This window comes from Pseudomonas fluorescens, from assembly GCF_012974785.1.
GTDB lineage: Bacteria > Pseudomonadota > Gammaproteobacteria > Pseudomonadales > Pseudomonadaceae > Aquipseudomonas > Aquipseudomonas fluorescens_BT.
Genome location: NZ_CP027561.1, coordinates 5,129,165 through 5,150,641 on the forward strand (window position 1 = coordinate 5,129,165; position 21,477 = coordinate 5,150,641).

The 21,477-nt window shown below is 58.3% G+C and carries 18 protein-coding genes; 8 read left to right on the forward strand and 10 right to left on the reverse strand.

Annotated elements, in window-relative coordinates:
• Positions 1–9: 9 nt before the first annotated feature.
• Positions 10–1,929, forward strand: coding sequence for an alkaline phosphatase D family protein (locus C6Y56_RS23260; protein ID WP_169431806.1), 1,920 nt, complete (start codon positions 10–12; stop codon positions 1,927–1,929).
• Positions 1,930–2,018: 89 nt separating this feature from the next.
• On the opposite strand, the gene C6Y56_RS23265 is transcribed toward C6Y56_RS23260, so the two are convergent.
• The gene (locus tag C6Y56_RS23265) at positions 2,019–3,194 is read right to left on the reverse strand and encodes an aspartate aminotransferase family protein (protein ID WP_169431807.1); all 1,176 of its coding nucleotides are present in this window, start codon (positions 3,192–3,194) and stop codon (positions 2,019–2,021) included.
• 102 nt (positions 3,195–3,296) lie between these two features.
• Between C6Y56_RS23265 and C6Y56_RS23270 the strand changes: the two genes are divergently transcribed.
• The 4 genes from C6Y56_RS23270 (at position 3,297) to C6Y56_RS23285 (ending at position 7,698) form a co-directional block, all read left to right on the forward strand.
• A complete protein-coding gene (locus C6Y56_RS23270) occupies positions 3,297–4,202 on the forward strand; it encodes a LysR family transcriptional regulator (protein WP_169431808.1) in 906 nt (301 codons plus the stop codon).
• 281 nt (positions 4,203–4,483) lie between these two features.
• Positions 4,484–5,965 (forward strand): MBOAT family O-acyltransferase, encoded by a 1,482-nt coding sequence (locus C6Y56_RS23275; RefSeq protein ID WP_169431809.1) that lies wholly within the window; start codon positions 4,484–4,486, stop codon positions 5,963–5,965.
• Positions 5,966–5,976: 11 nt separating this feature from the next.
• Positions 5,977–7,104 (forward strand): alginate O-acetyltransferase AlgX-related protein, encoded by a 1,128-nt coding sequence (locus C6Y56_RS23280; RefSeq protein WP_169431810.1) that lies wholly within the window; start codon positions 5,977–5,979, stop codon positions 7,102–7,104.
• A 78-nt stretch (positions 7,105–7,182) separates the two neighbouring features.
• Positions 7,183–7,698, forward strand: coding sequence for a hypothetical protein (locus tag C6Y56_RS23285; protein ID WP_169431811.1), 516 nt, complete (start codon positions 7,183–7,185; stop codon positions 7,696–7,698).
• 7 nt (positions 7,699–7,705) lie between these two features.
• On the opposite strand, the gene msrA is transcribed toward C6Y56_RS23285, so the two are convergent.
• The 3 genes from msrA to msrB are packed head-to-tail and all read right to left on the reverse strand — an operon-like array spanning position 7,706 to position 10,796.
• Positions 7,706–8,410 (reverse strand): peptide-methionine (S)-S-oxide reductase MsrA, encoded by a 705-nt coding sequence (gene msrA / locus C6Y56_RS23290; RefSeq protein ID WP_169431812.1) that lies wholly within the window; start codon positions 8,408–8,410, stop codon positions 7,706–7,708.
• 15 nt (positions 8,411–8,425) lie between these two features.
• Positions 8,426–10,234, reverse strand: a complete 1,809-nt coding sequence (locus C6Y56_RS23295; protein ID WP_169431813.1) for a cytochrome c biogenesis protein DipZ — start codon at positions 10,232–10,234, stop codon at positions 8,426–8,428.
• Between the two features lie 43 nt (positions 10,235–10,277).
• Entirely contained in the window at positions 10,278–10,796 is a 519-nt protein-coding gene (gene msrB / locus C6Y56_RS23300) for a peptide-methionine (R)-S-oxide reductase MsrB (RefSeq protein WP_169431814.1), read from the reverse strand.
• A 151-nt stretch (positions 10,797–10,947) separates the two neighbouring features.
• On the opposite strand from msrB, the gene C6Y56_RS23305 reads away from it, so the two are divergent.
• The 3 genes from C6Y56_RS23305 to C6Y56_RS23315 all read left to right on the forward strand — a co-directional run bounded on the left by C6Y56_RS23305 (position 10,948) and on the right by C6Y56_RS23315 (position 14,004).
• Positions 10,948–11,664, forward strand: a complete 717-nt coding sequence (locus C6Y56_RS23305) for a response regulator transcription factor (RefSeq protein WP_096822804.1) — start codon at positions 10,948–10,950, stop codon at positions 11,662–11,664.
• Positions 11,661–13,181 carry a sensor histidine kinase gene (locus C6Y56_RS23310; protein WP_169431815.1) on the forward strand — a complete coding sequence of 507 codons (1,521 nt, stop codon included), beginning with the start codon at positions 11,661–11,663 and terminating at the stop codon, positions 13,179–13,181. Before C6Y56_RS23305 ends, C6Y56_RS23310 begins: the two co-directional genes overlap by 4 nt.
• Before the next feature lie 118 nt (positions 13,182–13,299).
• Positions 13,300–14,004, forward strand: coding sequence for a hypothetical protein (locus C6Y56_RS23315; RefSeq protein ID WP_169431816.1), 705 nt, complete (start codon positions 13,300–13,302; stop codon positions 14,002–14,004).
• A gap of 71 nt (positions 14,005–14,075) precedes the next feature.
• On the opposite strand, the gene C6Y56_RS23320 is transcribed toward C6Y56_RS23315, so the two are convergent.
• From C6Y56_RS23320 to C6Y56_RS23345, 6 genes are all read right to left on the reverse strand, one after another.
• Entirely contained in the window at positions 14,076–14,801 is a 726-nt protein-coding gene (locus tag C6Y56_RS23320) for an NTP transferase domain-containing protein (RefSeq protein WP_169431817.1), read from the reverse strand.
• Positions 14,798–15,400: a gamma-glutamyl-gamma-aminobutyrate hydrolase family protein gene (locus C6Y56_RS23325; protein ID WP_169431818.1), complete on the reverse strand. Its 603-nt coding sequence runs from the start codon at positions 15,398–15,400 to the stop codon at positions 14,798–14,800. The genes C6Y56_RS23320 and C6Y56_RS23325 overlap by 4 nt, the downstream gene beginning before the upstream one ends.
• Positions 15,397–17,757 (reverse strand): PEP/pyruvate-binding domain-containing protein, encoded by a 2,361-nt coding sequence (locus C6Y56_RS23330; RefSeq protein WP_169431819.1) that lies wholly within the window; start codon positions 17,755–17,757, stop codon positions 15,397–15,399. The genes C6Y56_RS23325 and C6Y56_RS23330 overlap by 4 nt, the downstream gene beginning before the upstream one ends.
• Before the next feature lie 77 nt (positions 17,758–17,834).
• A complete protein-coding gene (locus C6Y56_RS23335; RefSeq protein WP_169431820.1) occupies positions 17,835–19,145 on the reverse strand; it encodes an ATP-grasp domain-containing protein in 1,311 nt (436 codons plus the stop codon).
• A gap of 18 nt (positions 19,146–19,163) precedes the next feature.
• Positions 19,164–19,781, reverse strand: a complete 618-nt coding sequence (locus C6Y56_RS23340; protein WP_169431821.1) for a CDP-alcohol phosphatidyltransferase family protein — start codon at positions 19,779–19,781, stop codon at positions 19,164–19,166.
• A gap of 32 nt (positions 19,782–19,813) precedes the next feature.
• Complete coding sequence (locus C6Y56_RS23345; protein WP_169431822.1) at positions 19,814–21,007, reverse strand: MFS transporter; 1,194 nt, start codon at positions 21,005–21,007, stop codon at positions 19,814–19,816.
• Between the last annotated feature and the right edge of the window lie 470 nt (positions 21,008–21,477).

The window sequence follows — 21,477 nt, forward strand, 5'->3', positions numbered from 1 at the left end:
TGCCCTCCGATGTCTCAAACTTCTGTTGACCTGACTGCGCTGCCTCCGGTGCTGGCCGGCCCCCTGCTGCGACGGCTGGAGCCGACGCGCGTAGTGCTTTGGCTGGTAGGCAGCCGCGAGCTGGCGCTGACCTTGCGCCTGCAAGGCGCAGGAGACATTCCACTGGAGGCCGGGAAATGCACGGTCATTCCTGTGGGCGCTCATGCATTCATTCACCTGATAGACATCACGCTCGACAGTCCCCTGCCTTTTGATACGCGTGTCGATTACGACTTGCTGATCGATGGCCGACATCCCGTCACCGACTGGGCGCCGCATCTGTTATACGGTAGCGCCCTGTGCCCGAACCTTGTCGTGCGCTCGCGGATCGATCAACTGCTCCACGGCTCCTGTCGCAAACCGCATCACCCTTCGACTGACGGTCTGCTCTGTGTCGATCAACTGCTGGCGGCTGAAAACGAGCCACAACAACGCCCTGCCTTGCTGATGATGAGCGGCGATCAGATCTACGCCGATGACGTCGCCGGCCCAATGCTGCGGGCGATTCACGCCCTGATCGAGCGACTCTGCCTGTTCGGTGAGCAACTCGAAGGCGCGGTGGTCAGCGACAGCGCTCGACTCTACGAACACCCGGCCAGCTATTACCACCGTGCGGATTTGTTACCGGCGCTCGAGAGCAACGAGACGTTGCGCGAGCGATTTTTCGGCGGTGCGCGCAAGCCGATTTTCACCAGCAGCAGCGCGGACAATCACTTGGTGACGTTCGCTGAAGTCATGGCCATGTACCTGTTGGTGTGGTCGCCGACGCCATGGACGCTGATCGATCCGCAAGTCCCGAAGGTGACGCACGAACGCCAGCAGCGCTACGCACTGGAGCAGACCCGGATCGATGCCTTCAAGGCAGGTCTTGGCAACGTCGCCCGAGCATTGGCGCACTTGCCGAGCCTGATGATTTTCGATGATCACGACATCACCGATGACTGGAATCTTTCCGCGCAATGGGAAGAAACCGCCTACAGCCACCCGTTCTCCAAACGCATCATCGGCAACGCGCTGATCGCCTACATGCTGTGTCAGGGCTGGGGCAACAATCCGGATGCATTCAGCACAGTGCTGGAGAAAACCCGTGGCCTGAGCGCCAGCGGTGACGACCGTCATCTCGACGCTCTCGTGCAGGACGAATTGATTGATGAACTGCTGCGCTTCCAACACTGGCACTTCGTGCTGCCGACCAGCCCGGCGCTGGTGGTACTCGACACCCGCACCCGTCGCTGGCGCAGCGAGATGGCGCTCAAGCAACCTTCCGGTCTGCTGGATTGGGAAGCCCTGAGCGAACTGCAACAGGAACTGCTCGATCATCCCTCGGCGATCATCGTTTCACCGGCGCCGATCTTTGGCGTGAAGCTGATCGAGACTGTGCAGAAAGTCTTCAGCTGGTGCGGTTATCCCTTGTTGGTGGACGCGGAAAACTGGATGGCCCATCGGGGTGCGGCCCAGGTGATCCTGAACATCTTCCGACACACCCGTACACCCGGCAGCTACGTGGTGCTGTCAGGGGATGTGCATTATTCCTTTGTCTACGAAGTGCTTATCCGACACCGCAAGGCCGGACCGCGAATCTGGCAGATCACCAGCAGCGGCATCAAAAACGAATTCCCGCCCACCCTGCTGGAATGGTTCGACCGCCTCAACCGCTGGCTCTACTCACCCCGTTCGCCGCTGAACTGGCTGACCAAGCGCCGGCGCATGCGCATCGTGCCGTACGTTCCCGAGCATGCCGAAGCCGGTGAACGGCTATGGAATTCGGCGGGGATCGGTCAGGTGTTTTTCAATGAACAAGGGCAGCCCCGAGAGATCATTCAACACAACTCGAACGGCGCGCCGAAGACCCGGATGCAGGCGCCGGATCTGACGGATTATCCTGATTAGGATTGCGGCAATATCCGACAGCAGATTTACCCGGATGAAAAAATGGCTGCCGAAAAAATCGGCAGCAACTTCAGGCGATCTCGTGGCGGTCAGTTTGCCTCAAGCATCCGCCCCACTCCCCTCACAATCATCCCCACCTCCCGCTCATCAATCGTCAACGGCGGCAGCAGCCGGATCGTCTTGCCGCGAGTAACGTTGATCAGCAACGCGTGATCCCGCGCGGCAATCAGGGTCAGGTCGCGGATCGGCTGTTTCAGTTCGATACCGATCATCAATCCCTGTCCACGAATCGCCAGCACATTCGGGTTGTCCGCCAGTTCCGCCCGCAAACGGCTGAGCAAGTGCTCGCCTTGTGTCCGGGCATTCTCCAACAGCCCCTGCTCTTCAATGATGTCGAGCACCGTACAACCCACCCGACAGGCCAGCGGATTGCCGCCGAAGGTGCTGCCATGGCTGCCCGGCGTGAACAGTTCCGCCGCCCGGCCCTGTGCCAGGCAGGCACCGATCGGCACACCATTGCCCAGGCCCTTGGCGAGGGTCATGACATCCGGGACGATACCTTCGTGCTGAAACGCAAACCACCGCCCGGTGCGGCCGATGCCGGTCTGGATTTCGTCGAGCATCAACAGCCAGGCGTGGCGATTGCATTGTTCGCGCAGGGCTTTCAGGTAACCCGGCGGCGCCATTTGCACGCCGCTTTCACCCTGGATCGGCTCGACCAGAATCGCCACGATCCGCTCGCCATGTTTTTGCTGCACCTGCTTCAGCGCTTCAAGATCACCAAATGGCACTTTGACGAAATCCCCCGGCAGCTCGTTGAATCCCAAGCGCACCGCCGGGCCATCGCTGGCGGACAAGGTGCCGAGAGTGCGGCCATGAAACGCATTGGCCATGACCACCACCAGCGGCTGTTCGATCCCTTTGCGCCAACCGTGCAGCCGCGCCAGTTTCAGCGCGGTTTCATTGGCCTCGGCGCCGGAATTGTTGAAGAACGCCCGCTCCATCCCCGACAGCTGCGTCAGCTTGCGCGCCAACTGCTGCTGCCAATCGATGCTGTAAAGGTTGGAGGTGTGCAGCAGCAATCCCGCCTGCTCGCTGATCGCCGAAACAATTCGCGGATGCGAGTGGCCGACATTGGTCACCGCCACTCCTGCGACGGCATCGAGGTATTCACGACCGGCCTGATCCCACAGTCGAGTGCCCAGACCCTTGGTGAAACTCAGGGCCAATGGTTGGTACGTGTTCATCAGGGCGGCGGCGGTCATGACTTCAAACTCCAGTGAAGGTCGGTGTGCTTGCAGTATGGTTAGCCACCAGAACTGGATAAACTCGGCAAAACTTCAATCATTTAAAAGCAGGGCTTGATAATGGATCTGTTCCAGTCGATGAGCGTCTACGTCAAGGTTGTGGAAACCGGCAGCATGACGGCGGCCGCCCTGCAATGCGAAATGTCCACGACCATGGTCGGCAATCACCTGCGGGCATTGGAACAGCGCCTTGGCGTGCAACTCCTGCAACGCACCACACGCCGTCAGCGGCTGACCGAATTCGGCACGGTCTATTATCAGCGCTGTCTGGAAGTGCTGGGCCTGGTGCAAGACTCCGAACGACTCGCCGAGCAAACCCTGGATGAGCCGCGCGGCTTGCTGCGCATCACCGCGCCGTTAACCTTTGGTGTCGAACGCCTGGCTCCGGCGCTCAGCGAATTTTCTCTGCAGTATCCGCAAGTCAGAATGGATGTCGTGCTGACCAACAGCCGCCCGGATCTGCTGGAAAGTGGTCTCGATGTCGCGTTCCGCCTCGGCCATTTCGAGCAATCGAACCTGATCGCCCGCCCATTGATCGACTACACCCTGACCGTCTGCGCCTCCCCGGAATACGTGGCCCGGCGCGGCATGCCCCTGACACCTGAAGACCTGCAACAACACGATTGCCTGTCATTCGCCTACCCCGCCGGCGATGACTGGCAATCGGTGGAAAAACGCTGGCGATTGAGTGGTCCGGAGGGTGAAATCATGATCGACGTCAGCGGGCCGATGCTGATGAATACCTCCGCCGGTTTGCATCAGGCTGCCCGCACCGGCATGGGTATCGTGATGTTGCCCGATGCACTGGTGGAACAGGATCTGCGCGACGGCAAACTGGTCACGGTGATTCCCGACTACCAGCCACCGAGCCGCCCATTGCACCTGCTTTATGCACAGGATCGCTATCGTTTGCCGAAACTGCGGCGCTTCGTCGAGTTTGCGATGCGGACATGGGGAAAAAACTGACTACGCTTGGCATCGGTTCAATTGCATTCATCCACTCATCAAGGACTCGATCACCCAATGGAAAACGCTCTGACGGTACGCGATCTTTTACCCGCCTGGGGTTTGAAGCCTCAGTGATTGCGATGGAACGTCCTCTGTGTTTAAACACTCAGCAAACTTGAATGCCATTTCCGAGATGTGTGTAGGAACCGTCTAGACCAGCACTTTCAGTCTTCACGATTACATTGGGCTTGATACAATCCGCCGCTTTTCTGAAAGCACGGACACATTCCAGGCCCTTCATGACCTTCAGCTCCCCAAAATTCTTCCTGATCTACCTTCCCATTGTCTTTTTTGTGTACTTTTTCCTGAATCGCAAACGACTGATCACGGCTGGAAAAGTCTGGCTTGTCATTGCCAGCCTGATCTTTTACGGGCACTGGAGCGTCGCGTATATTCCTTTGCTCGGGCTCTCCATTGGATTCAATTTCATTGTGGGAAAAAGCCTTGCGACCCCCAACCGACCTGTGACGTCTTGCCTATCTAAAAAAGCCATTCTCGTTATTGGAATCGTCACGAATCTGGCCTTGCTTGGATACTTCAAATACGCCAATTTCCTTGTCGACAACATAAACTCGGCTCTTGGTACAGACCTGTTTTTTGTCCAGGTCGTTCTGCCTTTGGGCATCAGCTTCTACACCTTTACGCAGATCGCCTTTCTGGTGGACTGCTACAAGAACCTCGCGAAAGAGTACAGCTTCGTAAACTATGCGTTGTTTGTAACGTTCTTTCCTCACTTGATCGCCGGGCCGATTCTTCACCATAAAGAAATGATGAGCCAGTTTCAGTCGCGCTGGACGCTTGCCGTTCGCCACAGAAACATAATGATGGGGCTGTTTATTTTCAGCATCGGTCTTTTCAAGAAAGTCGTGCTTGCCGATACATTCGCCATCTGGGCGGATGCCGGCTTCGCACAAGGTGCCAGCCATGATTTTTTCAGCGCCTGGGCGACCAGCCTTTCCTATACCTTTCAACTCTATTTTGACTTCAGTGGTTATTGCGACATGGCAATAGGTGCAGCGCTGTTGTTCAACATCTGGCTGCCAGTCAACTTCAACTCACCTTACAAGTCGCTGGACATCCAGGACTTCTGGCGGCGTTGGCACATGACGTTGAGCCGCTATCTTCGCGATTACCTATACATACCGCTAGGCGGTAACAGAGGGGGTCGGCAGCGCTTGTATTTCAATTTGATGATTACTTTCGTTCTCGGTGGACTCTGGCATGGCGCGAGCTGGATGTTCATCATTTGGGGAGCATTACACGGCGGCGCCATCGTCATGCATCGGATCTGGAAACAATGGGGCATGTCGCTGCCCGATCCTGTCGCATGGATTGTTACCTTCATGTTCGTGAACATCACATGGGTATTCTTCAGAGCCGATACCGTTGACGATGCCCTGCGCATACTTCGTGGGCTGGTAGATTTCGACTCAATCCATCAACTCGCCGTCAATAGCGTGCCGACCGCCAATCTTGCATGGGGAGGGATTTTTTCCGATCGTTTGCTAGAGATCCTTCCCGCAGGCCTGGTCGCCAACCTTGCACCCACATTGATGATCGCGATCGCCCTGCTGATCATTCGCCAGAAGAATGCTTTCGAACTCACCGTTCGCAGCGACTTCGGGCATGCGAAGGCGCTCGCAATGTCCACACTGTTTTGCCTCGCGCTGTACACCGGCGTGCAAAGCAAAAGCCCCGTTTTCCTCTACTTCAATTTCTGAGGATGCCGCCAATGAAAAAGAAATTGTATGCGGCACTCACTCTGACAGTGCTGATCATGAGCGTTGTACCGGCGATCAATCTTAAACAGGTGTTCACGGCACAGAGCGACGTGAAATGGTGGAAATCAAAGGTGTTGTACAACATGGATTCATTTCATGCTGTCATCAGCGAATGGATCTACCCCATCGGGCTGTCCATCAGTCCGGGGAAAGTCATCATCGGCAAGGATGGCTGGCTGTTTCTCGGTGACGACTACGCCAATACGATTTCATCGAAACGTATGGGTATGAACCAGGAGGATACTCGGACAGTCGAGAAAGTCGCCCGGTCCGTAGAGGCCTGGAGTCAATGGTTGAACAACAAAGGCGTGGTCGCCTTTCGCATTGTCGTAGGCCCGGACAAGGACTCCGTATATCCGGAACACCTCCCGAACTGGTCGTCGCACGCCCCTGCCAGGCCAACCGATGTGCTGCTGCGTTACGTGCGAGATGATATTTATGTCGATCCGACAAAGGCGTTGCTCAAGGCCAAAGAACAACTTCTCCATCCGCTCTACTACAAGACCGATACACACTGGAACAACGCAGGTGCATGGATCGCCTTCGATGAGTTGCGCAAAAGCCTTTCGAAAAGCCAGGCTCGGTTGACATGGCCGCAGGCTCGGGAACCCTTGATTCTGAAAACTCACGAACGTCTTGGTGGTGACCTGGCCCAGTTTCTGAGGATTCAAGCGTCGCTGACCGACCATGAGACCGTGCTCAATTTCCCTGACGAATACGCACTACCGGTCGAGCACCAGGACTTCAACTCCGGTGACATCACATTCGCGGGTCAAAACATCGGAGTCGCGTCTCCGGCGTCACCTCTTTTGGTCAAATCGCCACACGCCCTGAATCCGAAAAAAGTACTTTGGTTACGTGATTCGTTTGGCATGTCAATGTCTCCCTTGATGTCGGCCACCTTTACCGAAACATTGCATGTGTATTATCTGCCGCTCAAACCTGAGGGGCTCGTCTCACTCATTGAACGATTCCAACCGGACTATGTGTTCATCACGAGTGTCGAGCGAGATATTCGCAGCGACTTTTTCCAATCGGGACCACCCATCGCCGACGTTGAAGCCGCAGTGATCAATTAGCCAAACAGGAAGGTGCTTTTGCCTTGAGTTCGATAACGACTATGCTCGTTTATCTCTTTCCAGCATGGATGCTGCACGATGCTAACGATTCTGCAAAACACCCCGATACGGGCGTACGTGATTTTTCTGTTGCTGGTTTATTTCGGGATCAAGGCATTTTCTCCCCGCCGTGAAAGCCGTCTCTCGATGCTCATCACACCACCTGCATTTTTGGCGTGGTCGTTGTACTCCGTGAACTTGACGATCGACCCGGTCCTGTTCCTTGGCTGCTGGTTCGGCGCGCTGTTGCTGGGTGCTCTCGCGGCCTGGATGGTGTTTTCCCGCAAGGGCGTGGTACTCGACGACTCCGCAACCGGGCTGATCATGCCGGGCACCGTGAAAATCCTGATCATGCTCCTGATGTTTTTTTCCGCGAACTTCTACTTCGGATATCAACAGGACGTAAATCCGGAGTTTTCTGCTTCTGCGAATATGCTCCTGCTCAAGTCCACGGTATCGGGTTTCATGTGCGGCCTGATCAGTACCCGTTCGCTGAAGCTCTACTGGACGCTGCGAACCCTCGCCGCCCGACAGTCGCCGGTGACCGCACAATAACCAGTGATCACGACCCGCTTTTCACCAGCACCGGCTTCTCCTGATAACGTTCGGCGAACAGTTGCTTCAACTGCGCCACTTTCGGCAGGTCGTTGATCACGATGTATGGATAGGTCGGGTGTTCGGTCAGGAAGTCCTGGTGATAATCCTCCGCCGGGTAGAAGCCGTTGTAGGTTTCCAGTTTGGTCACGATGGGTTTGCTGTAGGCATGCGCCGCATCGAGTTGAGCGATATAGGCCTGGGCCACTCGTTGCTGATCGGCATTGACCGGGAACAGTGCCGATCGATATTGCGTGCCGCTGTCCGGCCCCTGACGATTGAGTTCGGTCGGGTTGTGGGCAACGGAGAAGTAGATCTGCAACAGGCTGCCGTAGCTGACTTGAGTTGGATCGAAGGTGACCTGCACCGACTCGGCATGCCCGGTGTCGCCCTCGCTGACTCGTTCATATTCCGCCGTGTCGGCCGCGCCGCCAGCGTATCCGGAAACGGCTTTCTGCACGCCTTTGACGTGCTGGAAAACACCCTGCACACCCCAGAAACAGCCGCCAGCGAACACTGCCGTCTCGCTGTGTGCCTGGGTGTTCTCATCAAGAGCCGGCGGCGCAATGGCCACACCCTCCTCGGCGCCGAAAGAAAATGCCGAGCATTGACCGATCACCCCGGCCGCTGCGACGCCCAGCAACAGACGACGCCAGATAATTCGAGTTTTCATGTCGCGCACTCCTGATCAGCCGAAGGTAAAGGCGTAGGCCGACACGCCCGGATCGAGAAACTCGATACTGAAGGTTCGATCCTTCACCCCATCGTTTTGCCGCACCAATTGATACAAACGCTGCTCGGTTACCCGACCACTACCGTCAGGCGCCACATCGACTCCGTGGGCATCGCCGGGTGCCTGACCATCGATGGTCACCTTGAAACGCACCGGTTTACCGTCCGTACCCGGCCCCAGCACCAGATGCAGGTCACGGGCATGGAACCGGTAAACGATACGACTGGCTGGCGCACTGGCGGTGGCGCGCTCGGCACCGACCGCCCATTGCCCGCCCAGACTCCAGTCATTCAGGGCGAGGTTGGTCGGCGTCGTGTAAGCCGCCACCTTGTCAGGCACGAGGCTGGTCTCCGGTACGAAATGTTCCGCGCGCTGGTAGCCGACGTAGGTTTCCGGCGACAGCACCTGATTCATGTCCGGCGCCATCTGCACGCCTTGGGCATCGGCATTGATCAAACCGTCGGCGACGGTTTTCGCACCGGCCTCACGCAGCAGTTGCTGGATGACGCGTTCCGATTCGGCGTAGTCCCCTTCGCCAAAGTGGTGGTAACGAATGCGCCCCTGTGCGTCGGCAAAGTAATGCGCCGGCCAGTATTCATTGCTGAAAGCACGCCAGATCCTGTAGTCGTTATCGACGGCAACCGGGTAGTTGATACCCAGTTCCTTCATGGCTTTGGTGACGTTGCCTACATCACGCTCGAAGGCGAATTCCGGTGCGTGCACGCCGATCACCACCAGGCCCTGATCCTTGTACTTCTCGGCCCAGGCTTTGACATAAGGCAGCGTGCGCAGGCAGTTGATGCAGGAGTAGGTCCAGAAATCCACCAGCACCACTTTGCCCTTCAATGCCTTTGCATCCAGGGGGGCGGAGTTAAGCCATTGCACGGCGCCATCGAGCGGCGGCAGCTGACCTTCGACCGGCAAAGAGCCCGGCGCCTTGGCAGCCATTTTCATCGCGCCACCGGCGGCCATCATGCTGCTGTTCGCCGCATCATCCGCAGCGGGAATCTGCGCCATCATCGTGCCGTTGCTTTGAGGGGATTTTCCCGCGAGCTTGCCGACCAGGGCCTGTTCCAGACCGCCGGTGGAGGCGGTCGAGACCCGTGCCAGAATCCCGGTATCGAGGCCCAGCGCGATGGCGGTCACACCGGCCAGCATCGCAGCGCCGAGTCCGCGGCGGATCCACTCGCCGGTGCCGATCGAACGCTTCATCAGCGCAAAAACCTTACCGCCCAGCAGCAGCGCCGCAGCCAGCGACGTAGCCGCGCCCGCCGCGTAAGCGAGCAACAACAGCGTGGTGGCGATGCTTGCCCCTTGCAGTGCGGCTCCGGTCAGAATCAAGCCGAGGATTGGCCCGGCGCACGGTGCCCAGAGCAGCCCGGTGGCGACACCGATCAGAAACGACGCGCCGGGACGCGGACGATTGTCCCGGCCGGCGGCCTCCGACAGGCGACTGCCGGCGGACACCAGCGGCCGGGTCAGACGCTCGGCCAGATGCGGCAGCAGCAAGGTCAGCCCGAACAGTGCAACGAACAGCAACGCGAGCCAGCGACCGTACTGATTGACTTGCACCACCCAACCGCCGCCCACCGCCGCCAGTGTCGCAACGAGGGCGAAGGTCAGAGCCATCCCGGCCAGCAGCGGCAAGCCACTCTTGATAAACGGCTGCCCGGTGCGAGCGAAGACAAAAGGCAGAACCGGCAGGATGCACGGGCTGACGATCGTCAGCACACCGCCGAGATAAGCGAGAACCAAGAGCCACATGGTGTCGTCCTGTAGTGAGTGAAGATTGCAGGCGGGCCATGACTCAAACCGCCACGGGTTTGAAGGTCATGGCCAGGCCGTTCATGCAGTAGCGCAGGCCGGTGGGCTTTGGCCCGTCGTCAAAGACATGTCCCAGGTGACCACCGCAGCGCCGGCAATGGACCTCCTCGCGGGTCATGCCGAAGGAGCGGTCCTGGCGGGTGGCCACGGCGTGTTCCAGCGGCGCCCAGAAGCTCGGCCAGCCGGTGCGGCTGTCGAACTTGGTGTCCGACGGGAACAGCGCCAGATCGCACCCGGCACAGGCAAACGTGCCGGCCCGATGCTCGTTGTTCAGTGGGCTGCTGTAGGCCCGTTCCGTGCCTTCCTTGCGCAGCACGTCGTATTGCTCGTCGGTGAGCAGTGCATGCCACTCGCTGTCACTGTGGGTCACTTCGAAAGCCTCGTCGGCAAGCGCCTCACTCACCAGCGCGGAGCCCGTGGATAATTTTGGCAATACACCCGTCAGTAACGCTGCAAGCCCCAGCCCGCCGCCTGTTGCGAGAATCTGTCGCCGTGAAAACATGGCCGTCTCCCAAAATTCCAGATGCCTGTCGTGGAACACAGCCTAGGCTTGGGTTGATCGCCAAATCCTCACGGGAAGTTAAACAATTCGTGATAACTCGCCCCGAGGAAAACCCGCACAATGCGCACATTGCGCCGAAGGATTGAGCTTCATGGAACAGACCAAACGCGTCCTGGTGGTCGAGGACGACCTGCACATCGCTGACCTCATTTGCCTGCATCTGCGGGACGAACAATTCGAGGTGGTGCACAGCGCCGATGGCGACGAAGGCATGCGCCTGCTGCAACAAGGCCACTGGGATGCGCTCATCCTCGATCTCATGCTGCCCGGCGTCGACGGACTGGAAATCTGCCGCCGCGCCCGGGCCATGGCCCGCTATACGCCGATCATCATCACCAGCGCCCGCTCCAGCGAACTGCACCGCATTCTTGGCCTCGAACTGGGCGCCGACGATTACCTCGCCAAACCGTTTTCGATGCTCGAACTCGTCGCCCGGGTCAAGGCACTGCTGCGTCGGGTAGACGCCATGGCGCGCAACCTGAAGATGGACGCCGGCAGCCTGAGCCTCGATGGCCTGACCATCGACCCGATCACCCGTGACGTTGCCCTCAACGGCCAGCGTCTTGATCTCACGCCTCGGGAGTTCGACCTGCTGTATTTCTTCGCCCGCCAGCCGGGCAAGGTGTTCTCGCGCATGGATCTGCTCAACGCAGTCTGGGGCTACAGCCACGAAGGTTACGAACACACGGTCAACACCCACATCAATCGCCTGCGGGCGAAGATCGAGGCCGATCCGGCACAACCGGTGCGCATCCTTACGGTGTGGGGCCGTGGCTACAAATTCGGCACGAGCGCAGAGCAACCATGAAACTGACCCTGACGCAGCGCCTGTCTCTGGTATTCGCCGTGTTGCTGCTGGCGTGCTGCGGCACGTCCGCGTGGCTGCAGGTGCGCTCCAGCCAGATGCATGAACTGGAGGTGGTGCAGGGCCTGTCCCGGGATCTGGCGCAGCACATCGCCCACGACACGGTGCTGATGGACAGCAACGGCCTGATGCCTGGCGCGGTGCGCGAACTGTTCAGCCAGTTGATGCTGGTCAACCCGAGTGTCGAGGTGTACCTGCTCGACACCGAAGGGCGGATCGTTGGCAATGCGGCGCCGGAAGGACGCCTGCGTCGGCAGACTGTCGATCTCGCGCCGATTCAGCGATTGCTCAACGATCAGCCATTGCCGATCCTTGGTGATGACCCGCGCAGCCTCGACGGCCGCAAGGTTTTCAGCGCCGCCCCGTTGCAGGTCAACGGCAAGCCGGCCGGGTATCTTTACGTGGTGTTGCTCAGTGAAGCCCATGATCGCTTTGCCGAACGCGGCGCCACCAGCGCGGCGCTGAATACGGCGTTGCTGTCCATCGGTCTGGTGGCGTTCCTGTGTCTGATTGCCGGTCTGACGGCATTCAACCTGATCACCCGACCGCTGCGACGATTGACCGAAACCGTGAGCCAGTTCGACATCGACGGTGCGCCGCAAACGCTTCCTGTCACTCCGAACGCTGTGGACAAGTTCGCCGATCCGGATGAAATCGCCGTACTCGACGCGGCGTTCCGACAAATGCAAAACCGCCTCGGTGAACAGTGGCGCTCATTGACCCGCCAGGATCAGGAACGCCGGGAACTGGTGGCGAACATTTCCCATGACTTGCGCACACCACTGGCTTCGCTGCACGGTTATCTAGAAACCCTGTCGCTCAAGGACGCCACACTGTCTCCCGAAGAACGCCGCCGCTATCTGGGGATTGCCCTGGACCAGAGCCGCAAGGTCGGCGGACTCGCGCAGTCTTTGCTGGAACTGGTGCGCCTCGAACACGGTTTTGTGCAGCCGATACTGGAGAAGTTTTCCCTGACCGACCTGGTGCAGGACATCTTCCAGAAATTCGAACTCGGGGCCGAAGCCCGGAACGTCGAGCTCAAGGCCAGTTTCAGCGCCAACCTGCCGGCCGTCTGCGCCGACCTCGGGCTGATCGAACGAGTGCTGACCAATCTGGTGGACAACGCCCTGCGTCACACACCGCAAGGCGGCGAAATCGAACTCGGCCTGATGTCACGTGGCCAATTGGTCGAGGTGACCGTAAGCGACTCCGGGCCCGGTATCGCTGCCGAACTGCGCGAAGGCTTGTTCCTGCGTCCCTTCAATATCGGCGGCGCGCGACGGGATGGCGGGCTGGGTTTGAGGATCGTGCACCGGATCCTGCAACTGCATGGACGCGAGATCCGCTTGCTGGATGTCGCCGGGCGCGGGGCGACCTTTCAATTCTCGCTGCCGGTGGATCAACAGGATGCAGAGCAGTGGATCGTCCGTTCGATGAACCTGAATACGCCGGGCAAATAATCAACTCCACCGGGCCGTTGCTCCGTGACAACACCGCCCCGCTCCCCTAAATTAGTCGGCCTGAAAAAGCCCCCCATGCTTTCTCGTCTTATCCCAAGTTAAAAGTAGTGAAATTTCAATGTCCGATTTCAACACCGCTGAATCCGTAGTCACCCTGTCGTCCAAAGCGGAATACGAAAACTCCATCAATCTTTCACAACACATTCCACAAGCGAAGATCATCAGCGAGATGGTGCTCGACGCGTTCCAGTCGACCCGCGAGAGCGAGCAGATCCGCGAACTGCGCGCCGCGATCCGTCAGGCTCACGATCGCTTCGATGACGATCAGGCCTACGAGCTGATGGGCCAGCTCAAGCGCCTGAAGGACGCCGAGGCAGCCGACATTGCGGCGCTCGAAGACCTGAGCAGCAAGTTCCCGATCAGCCGCATCCTGTCCAGCTTCAAGGACGACCCGGCGTTCCAGGAAATCGTCTACGGCCTGGCCCTCAAGGTGCTGAACCAGACCCATCAGGCCATCAGCAACCCGGGCGGCGGCAAGAGCAAGGCTGCCCGTGCCAAAAAAGATGTCGAAGTGTTCAGCATCAGCAAGGACGGCATCAGCGTGACCCTGCCCCTGCGCACGCCGCGTTCGCGCCTGAGCGTGGATCGTGAAGCGCTGGAGTTCCTCGGCTTCACCTTCGTCGGTGAAGGCGAAGAAGCAGAAATCGAAGGCGAGACCTTCGTCGACAACGCCGGCACCGAACACGCGATCAACCGCAAGAACATCATCACGGCCCTGCAACAGCAGACCGCGTTCGACGGTTACAGCATCGCTGCCCAGTAACACGGCGACCGCAAAAAAAGCCCCACGCTGTCCGGCAGCGTGGGGCTTTTGGTTTTTACGACGGGCAATCGTCAGAGCTGTGGATAAATCCGCTCGTACAATCGCACATCCGACGGGCAATCGATTTCGCCCCAGGGTTCATGGGTCGGCACTCCCTGAACCCGGATACCCGCTTCGATTGCCAGAGAAAACAACGAGGTCATGTCCACCTGATCACGCTGTTCGGTACTCAGATCCGTCAATTGTTCATTCAATCCGCGCCAGCCCGCCGGGGTCAGCTTGAACAAGCCCATGTACTGCCCCTGAATCTGCTCCAGCGACTGCGCGCGATGGCCGATCTCGCAGATCTGTCCGTTATCGATGACAAAGCGCTCCATATCGTCCAGCGGCTGCTCGAAGCGTTGCTGCCAGAGCTCGACTGCGCGGGGGTCATAGCCCAGAACGATATCGCCCTGCGCTTGCGTCAGATTACGCACCAGAGCCGGCGAGTAGAAAATGTCGCCATAACTCACCACACACGGTTCGTCGTCGAGCCACGCTTGCGCCGCACTCAAGGACTGGCGAATACCGGTGGTACTCCACAACGGGTTGATGAACAGCCGATCAGCATAGGCGGCAAGCATGTCGCTGCGATAACCGGCGACAATGCCGATTTCGCTGATACCGCCGGCGCGCAACGTGTTGACCGTGCGCTCGATCAACGGGATCGCATTAAACTCGACCAGTGCCTTGGGCCGTTGATCGGTCAGCGATCCCAGTCGGCTGCCACGCCCTGCCGCAAGAATGATTGCCTTCATGGTGAAACTCCAAAAACCTGGCGGACCAGCGAAAGGTCGGCACTGTCAAAGGGGGAATTGCGCTCGGGATGCCACATCACCGCGCTGTGGCGGGCGTCCGGATGGCTGACCGCTTCAATCACGCCATCGGCGCTCTCGGCCTCGATTTCATAACCCAACGGAACGGAACGGAACCCGTAGTCGTGGAACGAATTGACACGTCGGGACGCACCGCAATACCGGATGTCGTGACTGCCGACATGATCTGTGACCGGTGCAAGTGCGGCGCCAGCCCGCGTGAGCATGACCTGCATGCCGCGACACACCCCCAGCACCGGCAATCGGCGTCGTTGTGCCCAATCCAGCAGCAGCGCTTCAGTCTCATCGCGCAGATCGGCGCTGCCGGTCAAAGCCTGACAGCTTCCACCTCCGGTCAGCAGCACCCCGTCAGGCTCGAATCGCTCCAGCAATTGCCGACTGACGACGGGATCGTTCGGCAGGTACAACGGCAGCACTGCGCATTGCGTCAGAAACGCCGTCCAGCGCTGGTCGATCGCATCGCGCCACTCCTGGCGCGCGGTATCGAACAGACGCAGCATGGTCACCGCGATCAACGTCACGACAGCACCTGAATCCGCCGCTCGGCGCAATCGAGGATCAACCGCTTGCTGTTCAGCAAGCTGCGAAACTTCACGTCACCGACGCCGATGGCGGCGGGAATCGCAAACTCCCTGGCGCGGATCGACATGTGCGAGTTTTCCCCACCATAGGCGGTGATGAAGCCGGCGATGCGGTGGGTGAAAATCCAGTCGAATCCGGGATCGGCGTTTTCGATCAGGACAATGCAGCCCTCGATATCGCGCTTGCCGATGTCTTCCGCACGCAACACCGCGACCGGCGCCTGCGTCGAACTTCGGGTGATGAAGTTGGGGTTGCACGATTCGATGGCGTGAGCCAGCAAATCCTGCGGTTTGCAGACGATCACCGGGGTACGAATGTTCTGCGTCTGTTGCCAGCGCGTGCGGTTACTGGCGATCTTGTCGCGAATCGAGTCCAGTCGCACCTCTTCCAGGTTGCCGACAAAATCGCCAAGCCTGGCGAAGCTCAGCTCATCGAGACTCAATTCATGCTCGCGCCCCCAGCCTGCCAGTGCCTTGAGCGCCTGGGATACGAACGCGCCATACAAGTATTTGACCTTCTCGCGCGCCGCCACGGCGGCATCGAGGAACTTGAAAAACTGCTCCGCCGACACCCGGAACCGGCACTCGTCGAACGCCTGCTGCACCGCCAGGCGGATCTCGCCACTGATCACCCTTGGTCCTTCGTCACGCTGGGCCCGTTGCGGCGGCGTGTTCCAGTCGAAATACGCTTGCGGACTTTCGTCATAGCGCGCCACACGCACGTCATAAGTGCCAGGCCGCACATGACCATGCAGGCGCAGGAACGCTTCTTTGTGCAGGATGCGGAAGTCGTCGGCCATCTTGCGCCCGACCGTGTGCACGCCACCGATCATCCAGTCGGTGAAACCCGCCGGAATGCGCTGCTGGTTTTCCAGCGACTTGATTACCGCTGTCGCCACGAACGCTGCCCGGGCGACCCCGGAAAACACTTCGCCCACGACCTTCGCATCGGCGAGTGCGTGACGCAGACGATGCAACGGGTCGACGTTCTCAGGGTCGCGATCCAGGCGCTCTACCTTCTGTTCGATCCGCGGCAGTCGTGTCAGATCCGAAAAGAACGGGCCATCGGCACTGATGATATGTTCGGTGACGCTTTTCAGTTCGGCCAGATAGAGTGCGCGCTGCCCGGCATTGAGCCCCTTGAAGGCCGGGATCGACTCGGCGGGCATCGCAGCCAGTTGCGGTGTGAAACAGGTGGGAATGATCGAGAACTCGATCTTGTCGTGCAACGACTGATGCGCCCCCAGATGTTCACAACATTGGGTGACCACCGAGTTGACGATCGACAGCGGCAAACTCGCAGGGATGAACGACTCCACGCTGTAGGGAATGCAGATATAGGGTGAGCCGCTGAACTGATACATCAGCGGCTTGTTGCGCATGTCACGGTAGCCATAGCGGAACCGGGCCGATGCCCAGTTCACGTCGGTGATCAGTTCCTTGTACAGCGAGTAGGCCAAGGGACGTGGCTTGACCCCAATCATCTCGGCCGGGTTCCAGTCCGGCATCAGCCCCAGAAAGGCATGCACGCCGAGTTCGGGCTGACGGGTCTTGCGGGCCAGCCCTTCGAGTAGCACCACTTCCGAGTCGAGTACCGCCTGTAACCCGATGTCCGCCCGCGCATCGATGTTGTCGATGCCTTGCCCGGTCATCGGTCGCACTTGAAACAGCAGCGGCCCGTCTTCGGTAATGGCGAACTCGATGTCCAGCGCATCGCGTTCGGTCAGTTGTTCGACTTCGGCCAGCAAGGCAAACAGCCCCTTGAGCGCTGCCGGTTCTGCAGCGGTCTGGGACTTGATCGCAACAAATGAATGAACGGTGCCGGTGCCGGCCGTCACGCCATCGGTTCCGTGACCGGGCACATAGTCGACCACGTAATACGGCAGGCCGGATTCCGGGTCGCGGGTCATCGCCACGCCCGAAGCCAGCACCCCGGTCGCCATGCTTTGAATCAGCACTTCATCGAAGTCACGCGCCTGCCCATAAGAAGCGATCACTTGCTCGATGGCCTGCTGCAGCGCCGGCGCGCCGCAGACATTACCGACCGAGTCGTACATCCCGGCGCCCGAGGTGCCATCCTGATCTTCGGTCAGACTGCTCGAACGCACGATCAAAGGCTGATCACCGAAGCGCCTGACACAGTAATCCAGAATCGCCTGGGGTTTATTGCGCCAGTTTCCCACAGTGAACCGGTGCAGAGGCAGCACACGACCGTTCTGCAGAAACGGGGCAAGGCTTTCCAGTGTTCCGGCCTTACCGGAAAACTCGAAGGGACTGACTAAAGTCATCGACTGCATGTCGTCTTCCATTGAGAGAGGTCATTACATTCCGTTGTGAGCCGTGACGGCCACCGGGAGCCGGGTACAACGACGATTTACAACAACTCGGGGCCGGTGTATTTCGCCAGTTCGTTGCCGTACAACAGCGACAGTTCGGCCAGGAACTCATTGCCTTTTTTCGCTGCGGCATACGGACAGCTGTCGAGCACGATCACATGGCCGATAGTGCCGATGTTGCCGCTGTAGACACTCACCTGCTGGCCAGGAACCACGTGCGCCGTGCAGAACTCGATGGCGTATTTGTCCAGAAGCGGCTGCAACAGACTTGGGTCGTAGCTTTCGCAAATGCTGCCGCCATGACGCGAAGCGACCGTCACCACGGTGCCGGCGGTTTCGATCAGCGAATCGTCGATCTTGATGGTCTCGCCCAGGTGCAGGCGAATGAGCATTTCGAAGGGATCGATACCGGTCAGCATCCGGTACATCTGCGGAGCAACGCTGCCCATCATGCGGGCATTGATTTCCACCAGGCACGGACCTTTTTCGTCACGCAGCAGCTCGACGTGATACAGACCGATATCGAGTTTCAGCGCACTGAAAACATCCTGTACATATGCCTTGATTTCATCACGCGCGGCATTGTCCAGACCCGACGGCATGGTCGCGGTCATTTCGAGGATTTCGTTGTACTCGGCGCGGAAACGGATGGTCGTCGCATAGCACGACACCACGCCCTTTTGCACGATCACTTCGGCCGAATGCAGCGTGCCTTTGACGTATTCCTCGATCAGGTATTCACGGCTGACCAGTCCATCGATCATCGGGTCCGATTCGGAACGGGCCTGGCGGATGTTCTCGACGAAACCGTCGAAATCCTGCCGAGTAAAACAGATCGCGGAAAACTGCTTGGAGAAACCACGGGTAGGCTTGACCACGAACGGCAGTGCCAGTCGTGGCGCGACACCTTCAGCCAGCTGGCTTTCAGTGAGTACCTGGAAATCAGGTGAGCGAACATTGTTGGCTCGCAGCGTTTCGCGCAGACGACTTTTATAGACCGCACCGCACAGATGCTCGTGGCTTGGATAACGGGTACCCAGCCACTCCGACTCTCTGGCCACTGCCACAATGGCGGCTTCAGAAGTGGTGATCAGCGCATCGATCTTGCGGGCTTCGTTGAGCTTGACCAGCAGGTCGTGGAATTCGCTACCTTCCAGCGATCCGACCCGAATGTATTCATCGACATGCTTGAGGTACGGTTCGATCTTCGATTGATCACCCTTGACCGAGATGGTCAGGAACGACATGTCGCGCTGGTGAATGAAGGTCACGTAACAACCCAGACGCTTGGCCGCTTCAAAGGCCAGCAGGCCACTGACCGTGCTGTCGACCAAAACAACGTGTTTCATAAGGAACGCTCCATGTAGTTATGCGTTGTGCAGGAGAAAACTGCTCAGAGAAAACACCACCGCGATGAACGTCACCGTAGGAACCGCCTTGAATTTCGGCAGTTTCAGGCTGGTGACTTGCAATACGGCAATCAGAAAGGTCAGCCACAGAACGCTGTGTTCCGAAGCCTTGCCAGCGGCGACAGCCTGGAACGCGAGCGCGAACAGCAGGCCGGAATAAGTGGTTGGCAATCCGCGATAACCGACCGGGGCATTCGGGTCGTTGATGGCGAACACCGCCAGGCGCAGAACACCCGATAGCACCAGCGCAGCAGCGGCCGACACCCCGGGCAAGGAAGGCGACAGCAGAATCAGGATCAGCGCCGGCGCAACGCTGAAGTTCAACAGGTCGGCAAAGCTGTCCAGGTGTTTACCGAAGGCACGACGGGGAGCATCAGCGGCCAGCCAGGTTCTGGCGATGTGACCATCAACGAAATCCAGAATGGCCGCCAGGCATATGATGCTCGCGGCCCAGGACAGACTTCCCCGGTAGGCGGTCACGACCGCAGCGAAGGACAACAATATATTTATTGTTGTCACCCAGTTAGCGAGGTCGAGAAAACGGACGAACGGAAACACCGGCACAATAATGCGCATGACTCATGACTTCCTTGTCTTATTTGATTTGATTAAACGACTTGCTCGGCGGCTCTTGTACCGAACGACAATAACTTTATAGCGAGCAAGTAAGTAACAACGAAAACAATACTGGTGATAAACAGCCCGACCTGCTCAACCAATAATGTTCCGAGAAAGATAGTAACTATCATCCCTGCGTAGACACCCGCGTACTGAACCGATGCGACTAATGGCATGGCATGACCGGGCGTCGCCAATACCACATCCGACTGCAGTTTGAAAAATGCCAGTTCAAAGAAAAAGATATAGAAAAAGTACGCCACGTAACTTGAAGAGAACCCGCCACCGAAAGCGGCAGTCATCATGAACAATGCACTGGCACACGCCATCGACAACGGCGCCAGCCGATGCCCACGCTTGTTCAGCCTGTAATAAACGATGGCTCCGACCAGGGCAGCGATGCTGTTCACCGCTTGCAACAGCCCGACATAACCTTCCGACAAACCCAGCACGTGGGCAGGCAGCAAAATCCGGGAAACGTTGAAGAAACCCTGATAGACGCTCACGAAAACGATGAAGCTGATGAAACTGTGGCGCAGCTGCGGGGTGCTTTTCATGAGCGCCGAAAAAGTCGCGATCAGCGCCGTGGACGCTGGCACCCCGGTACTGACCGAACGCTCGGCCCGTGGCAGCAGAAACGCCGCGATAGCTGCGCAGGCAAACAGCGTGGCGGTAATCAGCAAGGCGTGCCAGGGCATCATTTCACCCTTGACCAACGCCATGGCGGCACCGGCAATCCCGCCGGCGATGAACTGCGCCGTGAGAGTCAGCGGCACTGTCGACTCCACGTTCTGCGAATTGAAATAGCACTTGATCGCAACGATCCGCCCTACCCGCTGCAAAGCATCCAGTGCCCCTATCGCAATACCGCCGACGACGGCAATCAACGCAAACGTCGGCAACACCGAATACACCAGGATGGCGACCAGCAACGCCACGGCATTGGATAACAGCAACAGGGTGCGTGGGGAGACGCGATCAGAGAGCCGATAAATCTGCCCGACGAACAGAACCGGCAACACCATCGGCGAAAACAACACGATTTGAGAATACAGCAGGCTACCGGTTTCTTTATAAGTGTAATAAGAAAGGTAGATATAACTGAGCGTCGATGCACAGATGGCGCAAAGATTGATGATCCATATAAGGATCGTCAGTTTTTTCGTAGAGAGGGTGTTGCTCATTATGATCCTTCACTGTGCAAGCTTCCTGCTTGACTGACACGCTATCGTAAAAAACAATACTGGGCAATATCTTTTAATAATTTTGTCATCTATCTCTGAATAAAAAAAACACGCACTCTTTTAGTGCGCGAAGTTAGACAAAGTCACCTTGTTGTTACAAAGGACGTGCAACAACACTCAGACCCATAATGACTTATTAGTCGCGTTGATTTTCCCTGGCCAGGCAAAAAGAAACTGCCTTCGGTTGCACTGTTTCGATTCAAAACAAACATAAGTACAACCCGATACTTTCGGCGGTTGCACCCACCCCGTCGATTGCATCTCTCAAGCCCTGCCAGGCCCCCCTCCACCAGACCATTTGCAAAGTGCCAGTATCTGCGGCACTCAATGCCGGTCCCTGAAAGTCACAGGCGCCGGACGGCCGCGACAGCCCACCCGATGCCTTTTACCCCGGACACCTCCATTTTTCT

Bases quoted from the DNA above. Each gene is read 5' to 3' on its own strand.
- C6Y56_RS23260 (WP_169431806.1), top strand. From the start codon at position 10: ATGTCTCAAACTTCTGTTGACCTGACTGCGCTGCCTCCGGTGCTGGCC.
- C6Y56_RS23265 (WP_169431807.1), bottom strand. From the start codon at position 3,194: ATGACCGCCGCCGCCCTGATGAACACGTACCAACCATTGGCCCTGAGT.
- C6Y56_RS23270 (WP_169431808.1), top strand. From the start codon at position 3,297: ATGGATCTGTTCCAGTCGATGAGCGTCTACGTCAAGGTTGTGGAAACC.
- C6Y56_RS23275 (WP_169431809.1), top strand. From the start codon at position 4,484: ATGACCTTCAGCTCCCCAAAATTCTTCCTGATCTACCTTCCCATTGTC.
- C6Y56_RS23280 (WP_169431810.1), top strand. From the start codon at position 5,977: ATGAAAAAGAAATTGTATGCGGCACTCACTCTGACAGTGCTGATCATG.
- C6Y56_RS23285 (WP_169431811.1), top strand. From the start codon at position 7,183: ATGCTAACGATTCTGCAAAACACCCCGATACGGGCGTACGTGATTTTT.
- msrA (WP_169431812.1), bottom strand. From the start codon at position 8,410: ATGAAAACTCGAATTATCTGGCGTCGTCTGTTGCTGGGCGTCGCAGCG.
- C6Y56_RS23295 (WP_169431813.1), bottom strand. From the start codon at position 10,234: ATGTGGCTCTTGGTTCTCGCTTATCTCGGCGGTGTGCTGACGATCGTC.
- msrB (WP_169431814.1), bottom strand. From the start codon at position 10,796: ATGTTTTCACGGCGACAGATTCTCGCAACAGGCGGCGGGCTGGGGCTT.
- C6Y56_RS23305 (WP_096822804.1), top strand. From the start codon at position 10,948: ATGGAACAGACCAAACGCGTCCTGGTGGTCGAGGACGACCTGCACATC.
- C6Y56_RS23310 (WP_169431815.1), top strand. From the start codon at position 11,661: ATGAAACTGACCCTGACGCAGCGCCTGTCTCTGGTATTCGCCGTGTTG.
- C6Y56_RS23315 (WP_169431816.1), top strand. From the start codon at position 13,300: ATGTCCGATTTCAACACCGCTGAATCCGTAGTCACCCTGTCGTCCAAA.
- C6Y56_RS23320 (WP_169431817.1), bottom strand. From the start codon at position 14,801: ATGAAGGCAATCATTCTTGCGGCAGGGCGTGGCAGCCGACTGGGATCG.
- C6Y56_RS23330 (WP_169431819.1), bottom strand. From the start codon at position 17,757: ATGCAGTCGATGACTTTAGTCAGTCCCTTCGAGTTTTCCGGTAAGGCC.
- C6Y56_RS23335 (WP_169431820.1), bottom strand. From the start codon at position 19,145: ATGAAACACGTTGTTTTGGTCGACAGCACGGTCAGTGGCCTGCTGGCC.
- C6Y56_RS23340 (WP_169431821.1), bottom strand. From the start codon at position 19,781: ATGCGCATTATTGTGCCGGTGTTTCCGTTCGTCCGTTTTCTCGACCTC.
- C6Y56_RS23345 (WP_169431822.1), bottom strand. From the start codon at position 21,007: ATGAGCAACACCCTCTCTACGAAAAAACTGACGATCCTTATATGGATC.